Below are 15,858 nucleotides of genomic sequence, written 5' to 3' on the forward strand. Positions count from 1 at the left end.
GAGCGTCGGTGAGTACGGACTACCAGCAGGCCCGCGAGGCCCTTGGTGCGCGGCTGAGGGAAATGCGCTTCTCGGCCGCTGGTGGTCGCCTCACCGGGACTCAGCTCGCCCAGCGGATCGGTTGGCCGCACTCCAAGGTGTACAAGCTGGAGGGCGGTCGGCAGACCGCCACGGAAGAAGATCTCCGGGCCTGGGCCGAAGGGGTCGGACAGCCGGAAGCGTTCGAGGAGCTGGCCGCGCGCCTGCGTGGATTCGAGTCGCACATACGATCCTGGCGTCGGCAACTCGCCGCCGGTCACAGGCCCGTTCAGGATGGTTGGAACGTCGAAGTCGACCGCTCCCGAGTCATCCATGTGTGGGAGGAGGCGGTCGTTCCGGGATTGCTGCAGACCGCTGAATACGCCCGGCACATCTTCCACCGCTACGCGCGTCTGCAGGGTTCCGCCCCCGACACGGACGCCGCTGTACGGGCCCGCGTACAACGCCAGGAATGGCTCTACCGGGGTGGGCGGCGCCTGCGGGCACTCGTGTGGGAGGCCGCTCTGCACGCTCTGGTGTGCCCGCCGCCGGTCCTGTTCGCCCAACTCGACCGGCTCGCGGGCGTGATCGGCATGGACACCGTCGAACTGGGTGTCGTCCCGCTCGGCGCCCCGCTCAGGATTCCCACCGCCAACGGGTTCTGGATCCTGGACGACCGGCTGGTCATCACGGAGGACTGGCACGCGGAGATGTGGCTGGACGACGCGGAATCGGTGACCTCGTACCTACGGGTCTGGGAGGCCCTGCGCGAGTCGGCGGTGTACGGGGCCGACGCGCAGAACGTGATCAGCCGTGCCCGCCGCGCCCTCACTCTCTAGGCCGCCCCCACCGCCCCCCTCCTCCCAGCGGAGGAGCCCCCCGCCCCCGGCCTCCGCCTCTCGGGGGCCGCGGGTGGGGCGGGGAGTTCGTACGCTGGGCGTATGAGTGGTGAGAGTGACGGTGGCCGGCGGGGTCCCTGCGTGCGGGTGATGCTCGTGGACGATCAGGTGCTGCTGCGGACCGGGTTTCGGATGGTGCTGGCTGCTCAGCCGGATATGGAGGTGGTGGCCGAGGCGGGGGACGGGGTGGAGGCGTTGGAGGCGCTGCGGTCCACCGCGGTGGACGTGGTGCTGATGGATGTGCGGATGCCGAAGCTGGACGGGGTGGAGACGACCCGCCGTATCCACCAGCGGCCGGATCCGCCGAAGGTGCTCATCCTCACCACCTTCGATCTGGACGAGTACGCCTTCTCCGGGCTGAAGGCGGGGGCCTCCGGTTTCATGCTGAAGGATGTGCCGCCCGGGGAGCTGCTGGCCGCGATCCGGGCGGTGCACAGCGGGGACGCGGTGGTCGCCCCGTCCACCACCCGGCGGCTGCTGGACCGCTTCGCGCCGATGCTGCCGAGCAGTGGGCAGCCGCCGCGGCACGAGGGGCTGGAGCGGCTCACCGAGCGGGAGCGGGAGGTGATGGTGCTGGTGGCGCACGGCTTGTCGAACGGGGAGATCGCCGCCCGGCTGGTGCTCTCGGAGGCGACGGTGAAGACCCATGTGGGCCGTATTCTCACCAAGTTGGGGCTGCGGGACCGGGTCCAGGTGGTGGTTCTCGCCTATGAGTCGGGCCTGGTGCGGGCGGGCGGCGGCACCGGCTGACCCGCCGACCGGACCACCCGCCGACCGGCCACCGTCATGGCCGCCCCGGGATCCGCTCCACGAACTCCCGTGCCGCGGCGCGGACTTCGTCCCCCGTCCAGTCCATACCGGCCTCCGTCACCGCGACCTCGGTGACCGCGAGACCGGCCGGGCCGGGGGACTTCCAGTAGCGGAAGAGGGAGGTGCCGGTCTCCTCGGCCTGGCGGACCAGCGCGTCCTCCAACTCCCGTACGCCGTACGGCAGCCACAGCTGGAACTCATGGGTGTGCGGCACCTCGGGGTGGACGCGGGACCAGGGCACGCTCGCCTCGCGGAAGCCGTCCCGCAGTGCCGCGGCGACCCGCCTGGCCTGGGCCACGTACCAGGGGAGCCGCGGCAGTTCGCGTTCCAGGCCGGCCAGGGCGGAGAGCACGGTGGGGAACTGCTGGAAGATCTGCCCGCCGTACCGGTGCCGCCAGGCGCGCGCCTCCTCGACGAGGGTGAGCGGGCCGGCCAGCGCGGCGCCGCCGAGGCCCGCCAGCGACTTGTAGAAGGAGACGTAGACGCTGTCCGCGAGGGCGGCGATCTCGGGCAGCGGGCGGCCGAAGTGCTCGGTGCACTCCCATAGCCGCGCCCCGTCGAAGTGCACCACCGCCTCCCGCTCCCGGGCCGCGGCCACCACCCCGGTCAGTTCCTCCCAGGTGGGCAGTACGAACCCGGCCTCGCGCAGCGGGAGTTCGAGCATCAGGGTGCCGAAGGGCTCATCCACGGCGCGGATCTCGTCCGCGGTGGGCAGCCGGGGCGCCTCGGTGGGGTGCAGGGTGCGCAGTCCGCTGACGGTGGCCAGCGCCTCCCGCTCGTGGACCTCGGGGTGGGACTGCGGATGCAGCGCCACCGTGCGGTTGCCGGTGCGCCCGGCCCAGCAGCGCAGGGCGACCTGCTGGGCCATGGTGCCGGTGGGGAAGAAGGCGGCGGCCTCGGTGCCGAGCAGCCCGGCCACCTTCTCCTCCAGCGCCTCCACCACACCGTCCCCGTAGACGTCGACCGGCTGGTCCAGGTCGTACAACTCCGGTGCGGCGGAGGTCAGTTGGTCGAGCCGCTGGCCGAGGGTGGCGGTGAGTGAGGGGCGGGAGAGGACGCGGTCGGCGGCGCGGATCGCGGCCTGTCGGCGAGCTCGGCGGACCGCCGTCTCGTCGGGTATGTCCGTGCTCTCCGGAGTGGGTGCGATGGCCCGTTCCCGATGGCCGGATTCATGCGCGGTGTCGTTGTGTTCGGTGCCCGTCATGCCCCGATGATGTCCCACGGGCGGCGGGGCGCCCACCGAATTCCGGGGCGGCGGAGGCGCGGGGGCGCTGTCCACAGGCTGTGGACGGTCGCGGTGCCGGGGGCCGATCGCGTTAACATGACGAGAAATCGTCCGGTACCCCGAGCGGACTGGAACGGAAGGCCGTCGTCCAGTGACCACCACACCCCCGTCCGACCCGGGCGAGCGCCCCGCGCGCCTGTCCGTCGGCGTCGTCGGCGCCGGCCGCGTCGGCCCCGCGCTCGCCGCCTCGCTGCGACTCGCCGGGCACCACCCGGTGGCCGTCTCCGCGGTGTCCGACGCCTCCGTGCGCCGGGCCGCGGCGCTGCTGCCCGAGGTGCCCGTGGTGCCGCCCGCCGAGGTCCTGCACCGCGCCGACCTCGTCCTGCTCACCGTCCCGGACGACGCCCTGCCCGGCATGGTCGAGGGCCTCGCCACCACCGGCGCCGTCCGCCCCGGCCAGCTCCTGGTGCACACCTCGGGCCGGTACGGGACCCGGGTGCTGGATCCGGCGCTGCGGGCGGGCGCGCTGCCGCTGGCGTTGCACCCCGCGATGACCTTCACCGGCACCCCGGTCGACGTACAGCGGCTGGCGGGCTGCTCGTTCGGGGTGACCGCGCCGGAGGAGCTGCGGCTCGCCGCGCAGGCGCTGGTCATCGAGATGGGCGGGGAGCCCGAGTGGATCGAGGAGGAGGCCCGCCCGCTCTACCACGCGGCCCTCGCCCTCGGCGCCAACCACCTGGTCACCCTGGTCGCGGAGGCCATGGAGCTGCTGCGCGCCGCGGGTGTCTCGGCGCCCGACCGGATGCTCGGCCCCCTCCTTGGCGCCGCCCTGGACAACGCGCTGCGCTCCGGTGACGCCGCCCTCACCGGCCCCGTCGCCCGCGGTGACGCCGGCACCGTCGCCGCGCACATCGCCGAGCTGCGCGAGCACGCCCCCGGCAGCGTCGACGGATACCTCGCCATGGCCCGCGCCACCGCCGACCGCGCCCTGGCCCACGGCCTGCTCAGGCCCGAGCTGGCCGAGGACCTGCTGGACGTCCTCGCCCGCCGCACCCGCAACGGCCCCACCGGCGACGACACCGAAGGAGACGGGACGTGACCTGCGCCCTGCTGCACACCGCGGACGAACTGCGCGCCCGCCCCCGCACCGGCCGCCGCGCCGTGGTGATGACGATGGGCGCCCTGCACGAGGGCCACGCCTCCCTGGTACGCGCCGCCCGCGCCCTGGCCGGCCCGCGCGGCTCCGGCGAGGTCGTCGTCACCGTCTTCGTCAACCCGCTCCAGTTCGGCGCGGGCGAGGACCTCGACCGCTATCCGCGGACCCTCGACGCCGATCTGGAGATCGCCGAACAGGCCGGTGCCGACGTGGTGTTCGCGCCGTCCGCGGAGGAGGTCTACCCGGGCGGCACCCCCCAGGTCACCATCGCCGCCGGTCCGACGGGCGGCCGGCTGGAGGGCGCCTCCCGGCCGGGCCACTTCGACGGAGTGCTCACCGTCGTCGCCAAGCTGCTCCACCTCACCGCGCCCGACGCCGCGCTCTACGGGCAGAAGGACGCCCAGCAACTCGCCCTGATCCGGCGGATGGTGCGGGATCTGAACTTCCCGGTGGAGATCGTCGCCGTGCCCACCGCCCGCGAGCCCGACGGGCTGGCCCGCTCCAGCCGCAACCGCTACCTCTCACCCGCCGAGCGCCGTACCGCACTCGCCCTCTCCCAGGCCCTCTTCGCCGGGGAGGACCGGCACGCCGCGCAGGAGGCGCTGCGGGCCCGCGCCGCCCTCGCCCCGTCGAGCGCCGCCCGCGCCCAGGGGCTGAACGCCCTGGGCGAGTCCCGGGCCGCGGCCGACGCGCACGCCCTGGCACAGGCGGCGCCCGGCGGCCCGGCCGGGGTCCGCTCCGCCGCCCGGCTGGTACTGGACGAGGCGGCCCGCCTCGACCCCCCGCTGGAGCTGGACTACCTCGCCCTGGTCGACCCGGCCGACTTCACCGAGATCACCGACGGCCACACCGGGGAAGCGGTCCTCGCCGTCGCCGCCCGCGTCGGCTCCACCCGGCTCATCGACAATCTCCCCCTCGTCTTCGGAGCCGCCCAGTGACCGGCACCCCCCACCCCACCGGCATACGGCTGCACGCCCCCGCCCCCGGCTGGGCCCGCACCGCGGACGTGGTGGTCGTCGGCTCCGGCATAGCCGGGCTCACCGCCGCGCTGCGCTGCTCCGCCGCCGGCCTGAGCACCGTCGTCGTCACCAAGGCCCGCCTGGACGACGGCTCCACCCGCTGGGCGCAGGGCGGTATCGCGGCCGCCCTCGGCGAGGGCGACACCCCGGGCCAGCACCTGGACGACACCCTGGTCGCGGGCGCCGGCCTCTGCGACGAGGAGGCGGTACGCACCCTCGTCACCGAAGGCCCCGGCGCGGTGCACCGCCTCATCGACACCGGCGCCCGCTTCGACACCTCGCCCACCACCGGCGGTATCGCCCTCACCCGCGAGGGCGGCCACCACCGCTCCCGGATCGCGCACGCCGGAGGCGACGCCACCGGTGCCGAGGTCTCCCGCGCCCTGGTCGACGCGGTACGCGCCCGCGCCATCCCCACCGTGGAGAACGCCCTCGTCCTCGACCTGCTCACCGACGCCGCGGGCCGTACCGCCGGAGTCACCCTGCACGTCATGGGGGAGGGACAGCACGACGGGGTGGGCGCGGTGCACGCCCCCGCCGTGGTCCTCGCCACCGGCGGAATGGGCCAGGTCTTCTCCGCCACCAGCAATCCCGCGGTCTCCACCGGCGACGGGGTGGCCCTCGCCCTGCGGGCCGGGGCCGAGGTCAGCGATCTGGAGTTCGTGCAGTTCCACCCCACGGTGCTCTACCTCGGCCAGGACGCCGCCGGCCAGCAGCCCCTGGTCTCGGAGGCGGTACGCGGCGAGGGCGGGCACCTGGTCGACGCGGCCGGCGTCCGCTTCATGCTCGGGCAGCACGAGCTGGCGGAGCTGGCCCCCCGCGACATCGTCGCCAAGGCCATCACCCGGCGGATGCGGGAGCAGGGCGCCGCCCATATGTATCTGGACGGGCGGCACTTCGGGGCGGAGATGTGGGCGCGGCGCTTCCCCACCATCCTCGCCGCCTGCCGCTCCCACGGCATCGACCCGGTGACCGAACCGATCCCGGTCGCCCCCGCCGCCCACTACGCCTCCGGCGGCGTACGCACCGACCGCCACGGCCGGACCACGGTGCCCGGCCTCTACGCCTGCGGCGAGGTCGCCTGCACCGGGGTCCACGGCGCCAACCGCCTCGCCTCCAACAGCCTGCTGGAAGGCCTGGTGTTCGCGGAGCGGATCGCGGAGGACGTCACCGCCGCCGCGGACCCGGCACGGGCCGCGGTCCCGGAGCCGCCGCCCGCCCCGGCCCACCCGCTGCTGCCGGCCGAGGCCCGCCACACCATCCAGCGGATCATGACCGAGGGAGCCGGCGTCCTGCGCTCCGCCGAGTCCCTGGACCGCGCCGCCGCCCGCCTCCAGCAACTCCACGACGACGCCCGGCGGCACCTCGCCGAGCACGGCAGCACGGCCGAACCGGGCGTCGCCACCTGGGAGTCGACCAATCTGCTGTGCGTCGCCCGGGTCCTGGTCGCCGCCGCCCGGCAGCGTACGGAGACCCGCGGCTGCCACTGGCGCCAGGACCACCCCGAGCGCGCGGACGGCACCTGGCGCCGCCATATCGTGGTCACCCTCCGCCCGGACCGCTCCCTCGCCACATCCACCACGGACTCGGCCGCCTTCCCCGCCACCACCCGACCCCCGCACTCCGCCCACTCCCGCCCCCAGGAGCAGTGACCCACGTGAGCACCCCCGACCTTCCCCTCGCCCCGTCCGGCCCGGACGGCTGCGGCGACGGCTGCGGCTGCGCGGCCGGCGCCGGGGCAGCCGAGCCGGAGTGCGGGCTCGACCCGGCGCTCGCCGCGCTCCTCGCCGAGGCGGGCCTCGACCCGGTCCTCGTCGAGGACCTCGCCCACCTCGCCATCGCCGAGGACCTCGACCACGGAGTGGACGTCACCAGCGTCGCCACCATCCCCGAAACCGCCGTCGCCACCGGCGACTTCACCGCCCGCGAGGACGGCGTGGTCGCCGGGCTGCGGATCGCCGAGGCCGTCGTCTCCGTCGTCGCCACCGACGACTTCGCGGTGGAACGGCACGTCGACGACGGCGAGCGGGTCACCGCCGGGCAGCCGCTGCTCAGCGTCACCACCCGCACCCGCGACCTGCTCACCGCCGAGCGCAGCGCCCTCAACCTCCTCGGCCGCCTCTCCGGCATCGCCACCGCCACCCGCGCCTGGGCCGACGCCCTGGAGGGCACCCGGGCCCGGGTCCGCGACACCCGCAAGACCACCCCGGGCCTGCGCGCCCTGGAGAAGTACGCGGTGCGCTGCGGCGGCGGCCTCAACCACCGGATGTCGCTCTCCGACGCCGCCCTGGTCAAGGACAACCATGTGATCGCGGCCGGCGGCACCGCCGCCGCCTTCGAAGCCGTACGGGACGCCTTTCCCGAGGTGCCGGTCGAGGTCGAGGTGGACACCCTGCACCAGTTGCGCGAAGTCCTCGACGCGGGCGCCGACTTGATCCTCCTGGACAACTTCACCCCCGTCGAGACGGAGGAGGCGGTGGCCCTCACCGACGGCCGCGCCCTCCTGGAGTCCTCCGGCCGCCTCACCCTGGACAACGCCCGCGCCTACGCGGAGACCGGTGTCGACTTCCTGGCCGTCGGCGCCCTCACCCACTCCGCGACCGTCCTCGACATCGGCCTCGACCTGCGGGACGCGGACGCCGACACCGCGGCGGGAGCTGAGTGACATGCTGCTGACCATCGACGTGGGCAACACGCACACCGTGCTCGGCCTGTTCGACGGCGAGGAGATCGTCGAGCACTGGCGCATCTCCACCGACCCCCGCCGCACCGCGGACGAACTCGCTGTCCTGCTCCAGGGGTTGATGGGTATGCACCCCCTGCTCGGCGAGGAACTCGGCGACGGCATCGAGGGCATCGCCATCTGCGCCACCGTCCCCTCCGTCCTGCACGAGCTCCGCGAGGTCACCCGCCGCTACTACGGCGACGTACCCGCGGTCCTGGTGGAGCCGGGCGTCAAGACCGGGGTGCCGATCCTCACCGACCACCCCAAGGAGGTCGGCGCGGACCGCATCATCAACGCGGTCGCCGCCGTGGAGATGTTCGGCGGCCCCGCCATCGTCGTGGACTTCGGCACCGCCACCACCTTCGACGCGGTGTCCGCCCGCGGCGAGTACACCGGCGGCGTGATCGCCCCCGGCATCGAGATCTCGGTGGACGCACTCGGGGTACGCGGCGCCCAGCTCCGCAAGATCGAGGTGGCCCGCCCGCGCAGCGTCATCGGCAAGAACACCGTGGAGGCCATGCAGTCCGGCATCATCTACGGCTTCGCCGGCCAGGTCGACGGAGTGGTGCGCAGAATGGCCCGGGAGCTGGCGGAGGACCCGGACGACGTCACGGTGATCGCCACCGGCGGCCTCGCCCCGATGGTGCTCGGCGAGTCCGAGGTCATAGACGAGCACGAGCCCTGGCTGACCCTGATCGGCCTCCGCCTGGTCTACGAACGCAACATCGCCCGCCGGTAGCCGGAGCGCCCGGAAGCCCCCGGTCGGGCTCTCCGGGCCACCCGCACGGGTCACCCGGAGAGCCACGCCGGAAAGAGGGTGATATGGGCGATTTGCCGCGAACGGGATTTATCGTCACGCCCATGCCCACCCCCTACGGTTCCCACGGCGGCATGGCGTTCGGCGCGGCCGAGCTGCGTGTGCTGCGGCGCGCCCTCGCCCTCGCCCTCCACCCCGGCTCCGCGCGAGCCGAGGACACCCAGGCCTGCCGCCGCCTGGCCGAGGCCGTGGACGAGGCCGCCCACGAAGGCGCCCGGTACCGCGCGTTCCTCCTCGCCGACCTGGCCCGCTACCGTGCCGCGCTCCCCGGCAGCACCAGCGGCTACCTCGCCCTCCTCAAGGACGCCCTGGAGGCCGGCTACCGGCCGGGCCCCGACGACCTCGCCGCCCTCAGCGCCCTGCGCGGCAACACCTCCGCCGCCGCCCTGCTCCAGCGCTGCGGCCACGCCCCCGTGCCCCGCCGGGCCGAGGTACCCCGCCGCCGGCTGCTGGCCCTGCCCGGCGGCCGCGACCAGGGCGACGAGGGCGACCAGGACGACCGGGACGACGAAGAGCGCCCGGAGCACCCCAAGCGACCGGAGCCGGACCGCCCGGTCCCCACGCCGGCCGAGGTCTTCCCGCCCAAGCGGCGCCCCGTCCAGCCCGAGCAGGAGCCCCCGCAGGAGCGCGCCGCGGGCTGAGTAACCTGGAGCCATGGACTACGTCTCCGCACTCGTGCCCCCGGTGGTCATGGCCGTGCTCTTCACCTGGCTGATCGTCACGATCGTCAAGAACCAGGGCGGCGCCAACAAGGCCAAGGAGGACGCGGCCGTGGACGCCGCGCTCGCCCGCGCCGACGGCACCCGCCAGGCCACCGGCGAGACGCCCACCGCCTGACACGCAGGACGCCCCGGACAGGCGGGGCCGCGGCAGTGCCCGCCGCGGCCCCGCCTGTCTTTTTTGTCCCTTCAGCGACGATTCGTTGTCTTATGCGGCACTTCAGCTACTAGGGTGCTGGTGTGCCACGCCCCCTGGGAGAACTCGAAGACGCGGTGATGACGCGGGTCTGGAAGTGGAACCGCCCGGTGACCGTTCGGGAAGTCCTGGAAGACCTCCAACAGGAACGCTCCATCGCGTACACCACCGTGATGACCGTTCTGGACAATCTCCACCAGAAGGGCTGGGTGCGGCGGGAAGCCGAAGGGCGCGCCTATCGATATGAAGCGGTCTCCACCCGAGCCGCGTACGCCGCCGCACTCATGAACGAAGCCTGGCAGCGCAGCGACAACCCGGCGGCCGCACTCGTCGCCTTCTTCGGGATGATGTCGCCGCAGCAGCGGGAGGCACTCCGTGATGCGATGCGGGTGGTGCAGGGACCGGAAGAGAGTGCGGAGAGCCAAGAGAGCGGCGGCCCTGTGGAGAACCCCGCTTCCGGCTCCGCGGAGGACGGGCGATAGCGTCCGGACATGCCAGCAGAGCCCGAAGTCCCCGCAAATGCCCTCACCATCCGCCGGGCCAGGACCAGTGATGTCCCGGAGCTCCGCCGCCTCCTCGACTCGTACGTGGACGATGGGATCCTGCTCGACAAAGCGACCGTCACGCTTTACGAGGACATCCAGGAGTTCTGGGTCGCGGAACGGGATGACAACGCGCGGATCCTGGGATGTGGCGCACTCCATGTCATGTGGGAGGACCTTGCCGAAGTCCGTACGATCGCGGTGGTTCCCGAGGTCAGAGGCGCGGGCGTGGGTCATCAGTTGCTGGAGAAGCTGCTGCGGACCGCACGCTGGCTCGGAGTGCGGCGCGTATTCTGCCTCACCTTCGAAGTGGACTTCTTCGCCCGGCACGGCTTCGTGGAGATCGGCGAGACACCTGTCGACACCGATGTGTACAGCGAGCTCCTTCGTTCCTATGACGAGGGTGTTGCGGAGTTCCTCGGTCTCGAACGGGTGAAACCGAACACCTTGGGCAACAGCCGGATGCTTCTGCATCTGTGATCGCTCTCGGCATTCCCGCGGTCACTCTGCCCGAGTGCCCTATGTCCGAAACGCGCATGTTTCCGGGCCCCTTGAGCGGGCGGCCTCTGCCAAGGGTTTGTGTTTTCCCGGGAAAAGCGGTTTGCTTTCTGACGTACTGCAGCACTGCATATAACAAGGGGACGGCGAAACAGCGGCCCGCGCCGCGCACCGACCCGCACGTTATCGATGAAAGGAAATACGGTGGCACAGAAGGTTCAGGTCCTTCTTGTCGATGACCTCGACGGCGGCGAGGCGGACGAGACCGTAACGTTTGCACTGGACGGCAAGACGTACGAGATCGATCTCACTACTGCTAACGCGGACAAGCTGCGCGGTCTGCTCGACGCCTATGTGAAGGGCGGCCGCCGCACCGGTGGCCGGAGTGCCGGTGGCCGTGGCAAGGCGCGCGCCGCCTCGTCCGGGTCCAGCCAGGACACCGCGCAGATCCGCGCCTGGGCGAAAGAGAACGGCTACGAGGTCAACGACCGCGGCCGTGTCCCCGCCAACATCCGTCAGGCATACGAGGACGCCCACCGCTGAGCACCCCGGCCCCGCAGCCCGACCCGGTGGCACTGCGTCGCGGCGGTGGTCACCAGCCGTACGAGATCGGGGCCGGCGGTGGGGCGGTGCGGCGCGGCCGGTGACGGCAGCGCGGGCAGCGTCGCCTCCACCGGGGACCCGGGCTCGGGGGGCCGCAACCAGACGGCGGCCCCCTGCCCCATGGACGTACCCCGCGGATGCGGACCGGGCGGCAGCGGCGCATCCATGCACCCGCCGGCCCCGAGCGCGGTCAGCCCCAGCGGCAGCTCGCCCCACTCCAACCAGGCCAGCAGGCCGGGCAGTTCGTCCGCACCGCCCACGGCGACCAGCAGCCGCACGGTGTCGTCCTGGAGCGCGACGGGGCAGCGCGGCCGCAGCGCCCGCAGCACGGCGAAGCCGGCCTCGGCGGGCAGTTCGAGCACATCGAAACGCAGCCCGGCCGCCAGCCGCAGCGGCGTCGCGCCGCCGGTGCCGGGGACCGTGACCGAGGTCCAGCCGAGCCGCCGGTACCAGCGCTCCACCGGACCCGTGGACTCAGGCGCGCTCCTCGGCGTGGGGACCCTGGGTGTCATGCCGGGGCCAACTCACCCCGGCTCAGCGGGGTTACGCACCGCGCAGAGGAATACACGTTCGGTGCGGAGTGATGGGTTCCGTATCCCTTGCCGGACATAAATGTTGTTCGCCCATAGCGGAGGGCGGGGGTGCGCCGGGCATGGACTGTCGGTGGCAGCGGGTAAGACATCCCTAGTGGGGAGGGTCGACACACACGGCAGGCCCGTCTCGCGTTCGCCATCGGCGTACAGATGGTGCGGGTCAGTAGCTGGCCTGCGGGAACATCGTCTCGCACCATCGGGTTGGAGCAATTGCCGATGTTTCGGCCGGTCGTTTCCTCGTATCGGCGGGGGAGAACCGGACGGATGTCGGCAGTTGGAATGAGCGGTCCCCGCTTGCGGGACTAAGCTGCGGAAGGACAGGGAGGGGAGCGTCCCCTTACTGCCTGACCGCTCTGAGGAGCGATTAACGATGTTCGAGAGGTTCACCGACCGCGCGCGGCGGGTTGTCGTCCTGGCTCAGGAAGAAGCCCGGATGCTCAACCACAACTACATCGGCACCGAGCACATCCTCCTGGGCCTGATCCACGAGGGTGAGGGTGTCGCCGCAAAGGCCCTGGAGAGCCTCGGCATTTCGCTTGAGGCGGTCCGCCAGCAGGTGGAGGAGATCATCGGCCAGGGCCAGCAGGCCCCGTCCGGCCACATCCCCTTCACCCCCCGTGCCAAGAAGGTCCTGGAGCTGTCGCTCCGCGAGGCCCTTCAGCTCGGCCACAACTACATCGGCACGGAGCACATCCTGCTCGGCCTGATCCGCGAGGGCGAGGGCGTCGCCGCCCAGGTCCTGGTCAAGCTGGGCGCCGACCTCAACCGGGTGCGGCAGCAGGTCATCCAGTTGCTCTCCGGTTACCAGGGCAAGGAGACCGCCACCGCCGGCGGCCCCGCGGAGGGCACCCCTTCCACGTCCCTGGTCCTGGACCAGTTCGGCCGGAACCTCACCCAGGCCGCGCGCGAATCCAAGCTCGACCCGGTCATCGGGCGCGAGAAGGAGATCGAGCGGGTCATGCAGGTGCTGTCCCGCCGCACCAAGAACAACCCGGTGCTCATCGGCGAGCCCGGCGTCGGCAAGACCGCCGTGGTCGAGGGCCTGGCGCAGGCCATCGTCAAGGGCGAGGTGCCCGAGACCCTCAAGGACAAGCACCTCTACACCCTGGACCTGGGCGCGCTGGTCGCCGGCTCCCGCTACCGCGGTGACTTCGAGGAGCGCCTGAAGAAGGTGCTCAAGGAGATCCGCACCCGCGGCGACATCATCCTGTTCATCGACGAGCTGCACACGCTGGTCGGTGCGGGTGCCGCCGAGGGCGCCATCGACGCCGCCAGCATCCTGAAGCCGATGCTGGCCCGCGGCGAGCTGCAGACCATCGGTGCCACCACGCTGGACGAGTACCGCAAGCACCTGGAGAAGGACGCGGCCCTGGAGCGCCGCTTCCAGCCGATCCAGGTCGCGGAGCCCTCGCTGCCGCACACCATCGAGATCCTCAAGGGCCTGCGCGACCGGTACGAGGCGCACCACCGGGTGTCCATCACCGACGAGGCCCTGGTGCAGGCGGCGACGCTCGCCGACCGGTACATCTCGGACCGCTTCCTGCCGGACAAGGCGATCGACCTGATCGACGAGGCGGGCTCCCGGATGCGCATCCGCCGGATGACCGCGCCGCCGGACCTGCGCGAGTTCGACGAGAAGATCGCCGGCGTCCGCCGCGACAAGGAGTCCGCGATCGACTCGCAGGACTTCGAGAAGGCCGCCTCCCTGCGGGACAAGGAGAAGCAGCTCCTCGCCGCCAAGGCCAAGCGGGAGAAGGAGTGGAAGGCCGGCGACATGGACGTCGTGGCCGAGGTCGACGGCGATCTGATCGCCGAGGTCCTCGCCACCGCCACCGGCATCCCGGTCTTCAAGCTGACCGAGGAGGAGTCCTCCCGCCTGCTGCGCATGGAGGACGAGCTGCACAAGCGGGTCATCGGACAGAAGGACGCCGTCAAGGCGCTCTCCAAGGCGATCCGCCGTACCCGGGCCGGCCTCAAGGACCCGAAGCGCCCCGGTGGTTCGTTCATCTTCGCCGGCCCGTCCGGTGTCGGTAAGACCGAGCTGTCCAAGGCGCTCGCCGAGTTCCTCTTCGGCGACGAGGACGCGCTGATCTCCCTCGACATGTCGGAGTTCAGCGAGAAGCACACGGTCTCCCGCCTCTTCGGTTCGCCCCCCGGTTACGTGGGCTACGAGGAGGGCGGCCAGCTCACGGAGAAGGTGCGGCGCAAGCCGTTCTCGGTGGTCCTCTTCGACGAGGTCGAGAAGGCCCACCCGGACATCTTCAACTCGCTGCTGCAGATCCTGGAGGACGGTCGGCTGACCGACTCGCAGGGCCGGGTCGTGGACTTCAAGAACACGGTCATCATCATGACGACCAACCTCGGCACCCGGGACATCTCCAAGGGCTTCAACCTGGGCTTCGCCGCCGCGGGCGACACCAAGACCAACTACGAGCGGATGAAGAACAAGGTCTCGGACGAGCTGAAGCAGCACTTCCGTCCCGAGTTCCTCAACCGCGTGGACGATGTGGTGGTCTTCCCGCAGCTCACGCAGGAGGACATCCTGGCCATCGTCGACCTGATGATCAGCAAGGTCGACGAGCGCCTCAAGGACCGGGACATGGGCATCGAGCTGTCCCAGTCCGCCAAGGAACTGCTCTCCCAGAAGGGCTACGACCCGGTGCTGGGTGCCCGGCCGCTGCGCCGCACCATCCAGCGCGAGGTCGAGGACAGCCTCTCGGAGAAGATCCTCTTCGGCGAGCTGCGCCCCGGTCACATCGTGGTGGTCGACACGGAGGGCGAGGGCGAGTCCAAGACCTTCACCTTCCGCGGCGAGGAGAAGACGGCGCTTCCGGACGCCCCGCCGATCGAGCAGGCGGCGGGCGGCAGCGGCCCGAATCTGAGCAAGGAGGCCTAGCCTCCGGGCGAGCCCCGAGGGCTGCCCTCGACCGGTCACCGGTCGGGGGCAGCCCCTTTTCCATGCCTCCCGGTACGTAACCGCGGTCACAATCAGGGGCGTTCGCGGCGGGGGTGCCGGTGACATGCGGCACAGGCGTTCCGAGGGGTACTAGGCGGCGTAGTGGATCCGGTGCGGATCGGGCCGGGACTTCCGTCCTGCGGGCTTCGGGACGTACGGGGACTCGGGGCGGGGCGCCGGGCGGGCGCGGGGGTGCCACCGGTCCCGGGCCTTGGTACAGCAGAGGACAGATGTCCGATTTGGTACTAATTCTCGCGGTGTTGAGGTGCGAGACGGGCTGGGGCAAGAGGTCTCGCGGTCCTCGTTCCGATACGGCCGGGGCTAGTAGAGAGGGGGTTTGAGCGCGGCTCGGGGTCCGGGTTACCAAGGTGGGGCCAGCCCGGGATGTACGAGCTTGTACGCCCAGTCCCTTTATGTCCGGAGGTACTCCCGTATGTCGAAGCGCGCCACCACCCGCCGTTCCGCCACGTCCCTGGTCCGCACCCGGGTGGCCGTGGTCGCCGCCGGTCTCGGAGCCTCGGCCGTGCTCGGGGCCGGGGTCGCGGCCGCTGCCGACACCGGCGCCGCCCCCGCCACGACCGTCGCTTCCGTCCAGGCCAAGGCTCAGACCGCCAAGGCCGCTGCCACCAAGAAGGCGGCCGACGCCAAGAAGGCGGCGTCGTGGGTCAAGCCCGTCTCCCACTACACCCTGTCCGCCTCGTTCGCCCAGAACGGCGGCATGTGGTCGCACAAGCACTCCGGCCAGGACTTCGCGGTGCCGGTCGGTACCTCGGTCATGGCCACGCACGGCGGCACCGTCGTCAAGGCCGGCCCCAACGGCGGCGGCGACGGCCCCGCCTACGGCAATGCCATCGTCATCAAGCACGGCAACGGCACGTACTCCCAGTACGCGCACCTGTCGCGGATCGATGTGCGCATCGGCGAGCAGGTGAAGACCGGCGAGCACATCGCGCTCTCCGGCAACACCGGCAACAGCAGCGGCCCGCACCTGCACTTCGAGATCCGCACCACGCCGAACTACGGCTCCGCGGTCAACCCGGTCACCTTCCTGCGTGCGCACGACCTGAAGATCTGATCGCACC

Annotated in this window: 16 protein-coding genes; 14 read left to right on the forward strand and 2 right to left on the reverse strand. The window is 71.9% G+C overall.

The window, feature by feature from the left end; genetic code table 11:
- The first annotated feature begins 8 nt into the window (after positions 1-8).
- Together ACFVST_RS12440 and ACFVST_RS12445 are read left to right on the forward strand one after the other, a co-directional pair.
- Complete coding sequence (locus ACFVST_RS12440; protein WP_390149611.1) at positions 9-857, forward strand: helix-turn-helix domain-containing protein; 849 nt, start codon at positions 9-11, stop codon at positions 855-857.
- A 102-nt stretch (positions 858-959) separates the two neighbouring features.
- Entirely contained in the window at positions 960-1,667 is a 708-nt protein-coding gene (locus tag ACFVST_RS12445) for a response regulator (RefSeq protein WP_390149613.1), read from the forward strand.
- A gap of 34 nt (positions 1,668-1,701) precedes the next feature.
- Here the strand turns inward: ACFVST_RS12445 and ACFVST_RS12450 are convergent, their stop codons facing one another.
- Complete coding sequence (locus tag ACFVST_RS12450) at positions 1,702-2,931, reverse strand: threonine aldolase family protein (RefSeq protein WP_390149614.1); 1,230 nt, start codon at positions 2,929-2,931, stop codon at positions 1,702-1,704.
- 172 nt (positions 2,932-3,103) lie between these two features.
- Between ACFVST_RS12450 and ACFVST_RS12455 the strand changes: the two genes are divergently transcribed.
- The 10 genes from ACFVST_RS12455 (at position 3,104) to ACFVST_RS12500 (ending at position 11,167) form a co-directional block, all read left to right on the forward strand.
- A complete protein-coding gene (locus ACFVST_RS12455; protein ID WP_390149616.1) occupies positions 3,104-4,051 on the forward strand; it encodes a Rossmann-like and DUF2520 domain-containing protein in 948 nt (315 codons plus the stop codon).
- The gene (panC, locus tag ACFVST_RS12460) at positions 4,048-5,046 is read left to right on the forward strand and encodes a pantoate--beta-alanine ligase (protein ID WP_390149618.1); all 999 of its coding nucleotides are present in this window, start codon (positions 4,048-4,050) and stop codon (positions 5,044-5,046) included. Before ACFVST_RS12455 ends, panC begins: the two co-directional genes overlap by 4 nt.
- The gene (locus ACFVST_RS12465) at positions 5,043-6,779 is read left to right on the forward strand and encodes an L-aspartate oxidase (RefSeq protein ID WP_390149620.1); all 1,737 of its coding nucleotides are present in this window, start codon (positions 5,043-5,045) and stop codon (positions 6,777-6,779) included. The genes panC and ACFVST_RS12465 overlap by 4 nt, the downstream gene beginning before the upstream one ends.
- A 5-nt stretch (positions 6,780-6,784) precedes the next feature.
- On the forward strand, positions 6,785-7,792 hold the full coding sequence (nadC, locus tag ACFVST_RS12470) for a carboxylating nicotinate-nucleotide diphosphorylase (RefSeq protein WP_390149621.1): 1,008 nt from the start codon (positions 6,785-6,787) through the stop codon (positions 7,790-7,792).
- Position 7,793: 1 nt separating this feature from the next.
- A complete protein-coding gene (locus ACFVST_RS12475) occupies positions 7,794-8,591 on the forward strand; it encodes a type III pantothenate kinase (RefSeq protein WP_390149623.1) in 798 nt (265 codons plus the stop codon).
- 122 nt (positions 8,592-8,713) lie between these two features.
- The gene (locus tag ACFVST_RS12480; RefSeq protein WP_390149625.1) at positions 8,714-9,310 is read left to right on the forward strand and encodes a hypothetical protein; all 597 of its coding nucleotides are present in this window, start codon (positions 8,714-8,716) and stop codon (positions 9,308-9,310) included.
- 13 nt (positions 9,311-9,323) lie between these two features.
- Entirely contained in the window at positions 9,324-9,506 is a 183-nt protein-coding gene (locus tag ACFVST_RS12485) for a hypothetical protein (RefSeq protein WP_390149627.1), read from the forward strand.
- 134 nt (positions 9,507-9,640) lie between these two features.
- Positions 9,641-10,066: a BlaI/MecI/CopY family transcriptional regulator gene (locus ACFVST_RS12490; protein WP_390149686.1), complete on the forward strand. Its 426-nt coding sequence runs from the start codon at positions 9,641-9,643 to the stop codon at positions 10,064-10,066.
- 9 nt (positions 10,067-10,075) lie between these two features.
- Positions 10,076-10,606, forward strand: a complete 531-nt coding sequence (locus tag ACFVST_RS12495) for an amino-acid N-acetyltransferase (RefSeq protein ID WP_390149629.1) — start codon at positions 10,076-10,078, stop codon at positions 10,604-10,606.
- Positions 10,607-10,828: 222 nt separating this feature from the next.
- Entirely contained in the window at positions 10,829-11,167 is a 339-nt protein-coding gene (locus ACFVST_RS12500) for an Lsr2 family protein (protein WP_390149631.1), read from the forward strand.
- Here ACFVST_RS12500 and ACFVST_RS12505 read toward each other — a convergent pair.
- Positions 11,140-11,739: an SCO3374 family protein gene (locus ACFVST_RS12505; RefSeq protein ID WP_390149633.1), complete on the reverse strand. Its 600-nt coding sequence runs from the start codon at positions 11,737-11,739 to the stop codon at positions 11,140-11,142. The genes ACFVST_RS12500 and ACFVST_RS12505 overlap by 28 nt on opposite strands.
- Positions 11,740-12,190: 451 nt before the next feature.
- On the opposite strand from ACFVST_RS12505, the gene ACFVST_RS12510 reads away from it, so the two are divergent.
- Entirely contained in the window at positions 12,191-14,716 is a 2,526-nt protein-coding gene (locus ACFVST_RS12510) for an ATP-dependent Clp protease ATP-binding subunit (RefSeq protein ID WP_390149634.1), read from the forward strand.
- 493 nt (positions 14,717-15,209) lie between these two features.
- Entirely contained in the window at positions 15,210-15,851 is a 642-nt protein-coding gene (locus ACFVST_RS12515; protein WP_390149636.1) for a M23 family metallopeptidase, read from the forward strand.
- Positions 15,852-15,858 lie beyond the last annotated feature (7 nt).

This window comes from Streptomyces sp. NPDC058045, from assembly GCF_042885635.1.
GTDB lineage: Bacteria > Actinomycetota > Actinomycetes > Streptomycetales > Streptomycetaceae > Streptomyces.

What these genes read in the sequence shown, in the direction of transcription:
- ACFVST_RS12445 (WP_390149613.1), top strand. Translation starts at nt 960, where the DNA reads ATGAGTGGTGAGAGTGACGGTGGCCGGCGGGGTCCCTGCGTGCGGGTG.
- ACFVST_RS12505 (WP_390149633.1), bottom strand. Translation starts at nt 11,739, where the DNA reads ATGACACCCAGGGTCCCCACGCCGAGGAGCGCGCCTGAGTCCACGGGT.
- ACFVST_RS12510 (WP_390149634.1), top strand. Translation starts at nt 12,191, where the DNA reads ATGTTCGAGAGGTTCACCGACCGCGCGCGGCGGGTTGTCGTCCTGGCT.
- ACFVST_RS12450 (WP_390149614.1), bottom strand. Translation starts at nt 2,931, where the DNA reads ATGACGGGCACCGAACACAACGACACCGCGCATGAATCCGGCCATCGG.
- ACFVST_RS12495 (WP_390149629.1), top strand. Translation starts at nt 10,076, where the DNA reads ATGCCAGCAGAGCCCGAAGTCCCCGCAAATGCCCTCACCATCCGCCGG.
- ACFVST_RS12485 (WP_390149627.1), top strand. Translation starts at nt 9,324, where the DNA reads ATGGACTACGTCTCCGCACTCGTGCCCCCGGTGGTCATGGCCGTGCTC.
- ACFVST_RS12480 (WP_390149625.1), top strand. Translation starts at nt 8,714, where the DNA reads ATGCCCACCCCCTACGGTTCCCACGGCGGCATGGCGTTCGGCGCGGCC.
- ACFVST_RS12515 (WP_390149636.1), top strand. Translation starts at nt 15,210, where the DNA reads ATGTCGAAGCGCGCCACCACCCGCCGTTCCGCCACGTCCCTGGTCCGC.
- ACFVST_RS12475 (WP_390149623.1), top strand. Translation starts at nt 7,794, where the DNA reads ATGCTGCTGACCATCGACGTGGGCAACACGCACACCGTGCTCGGCCTG.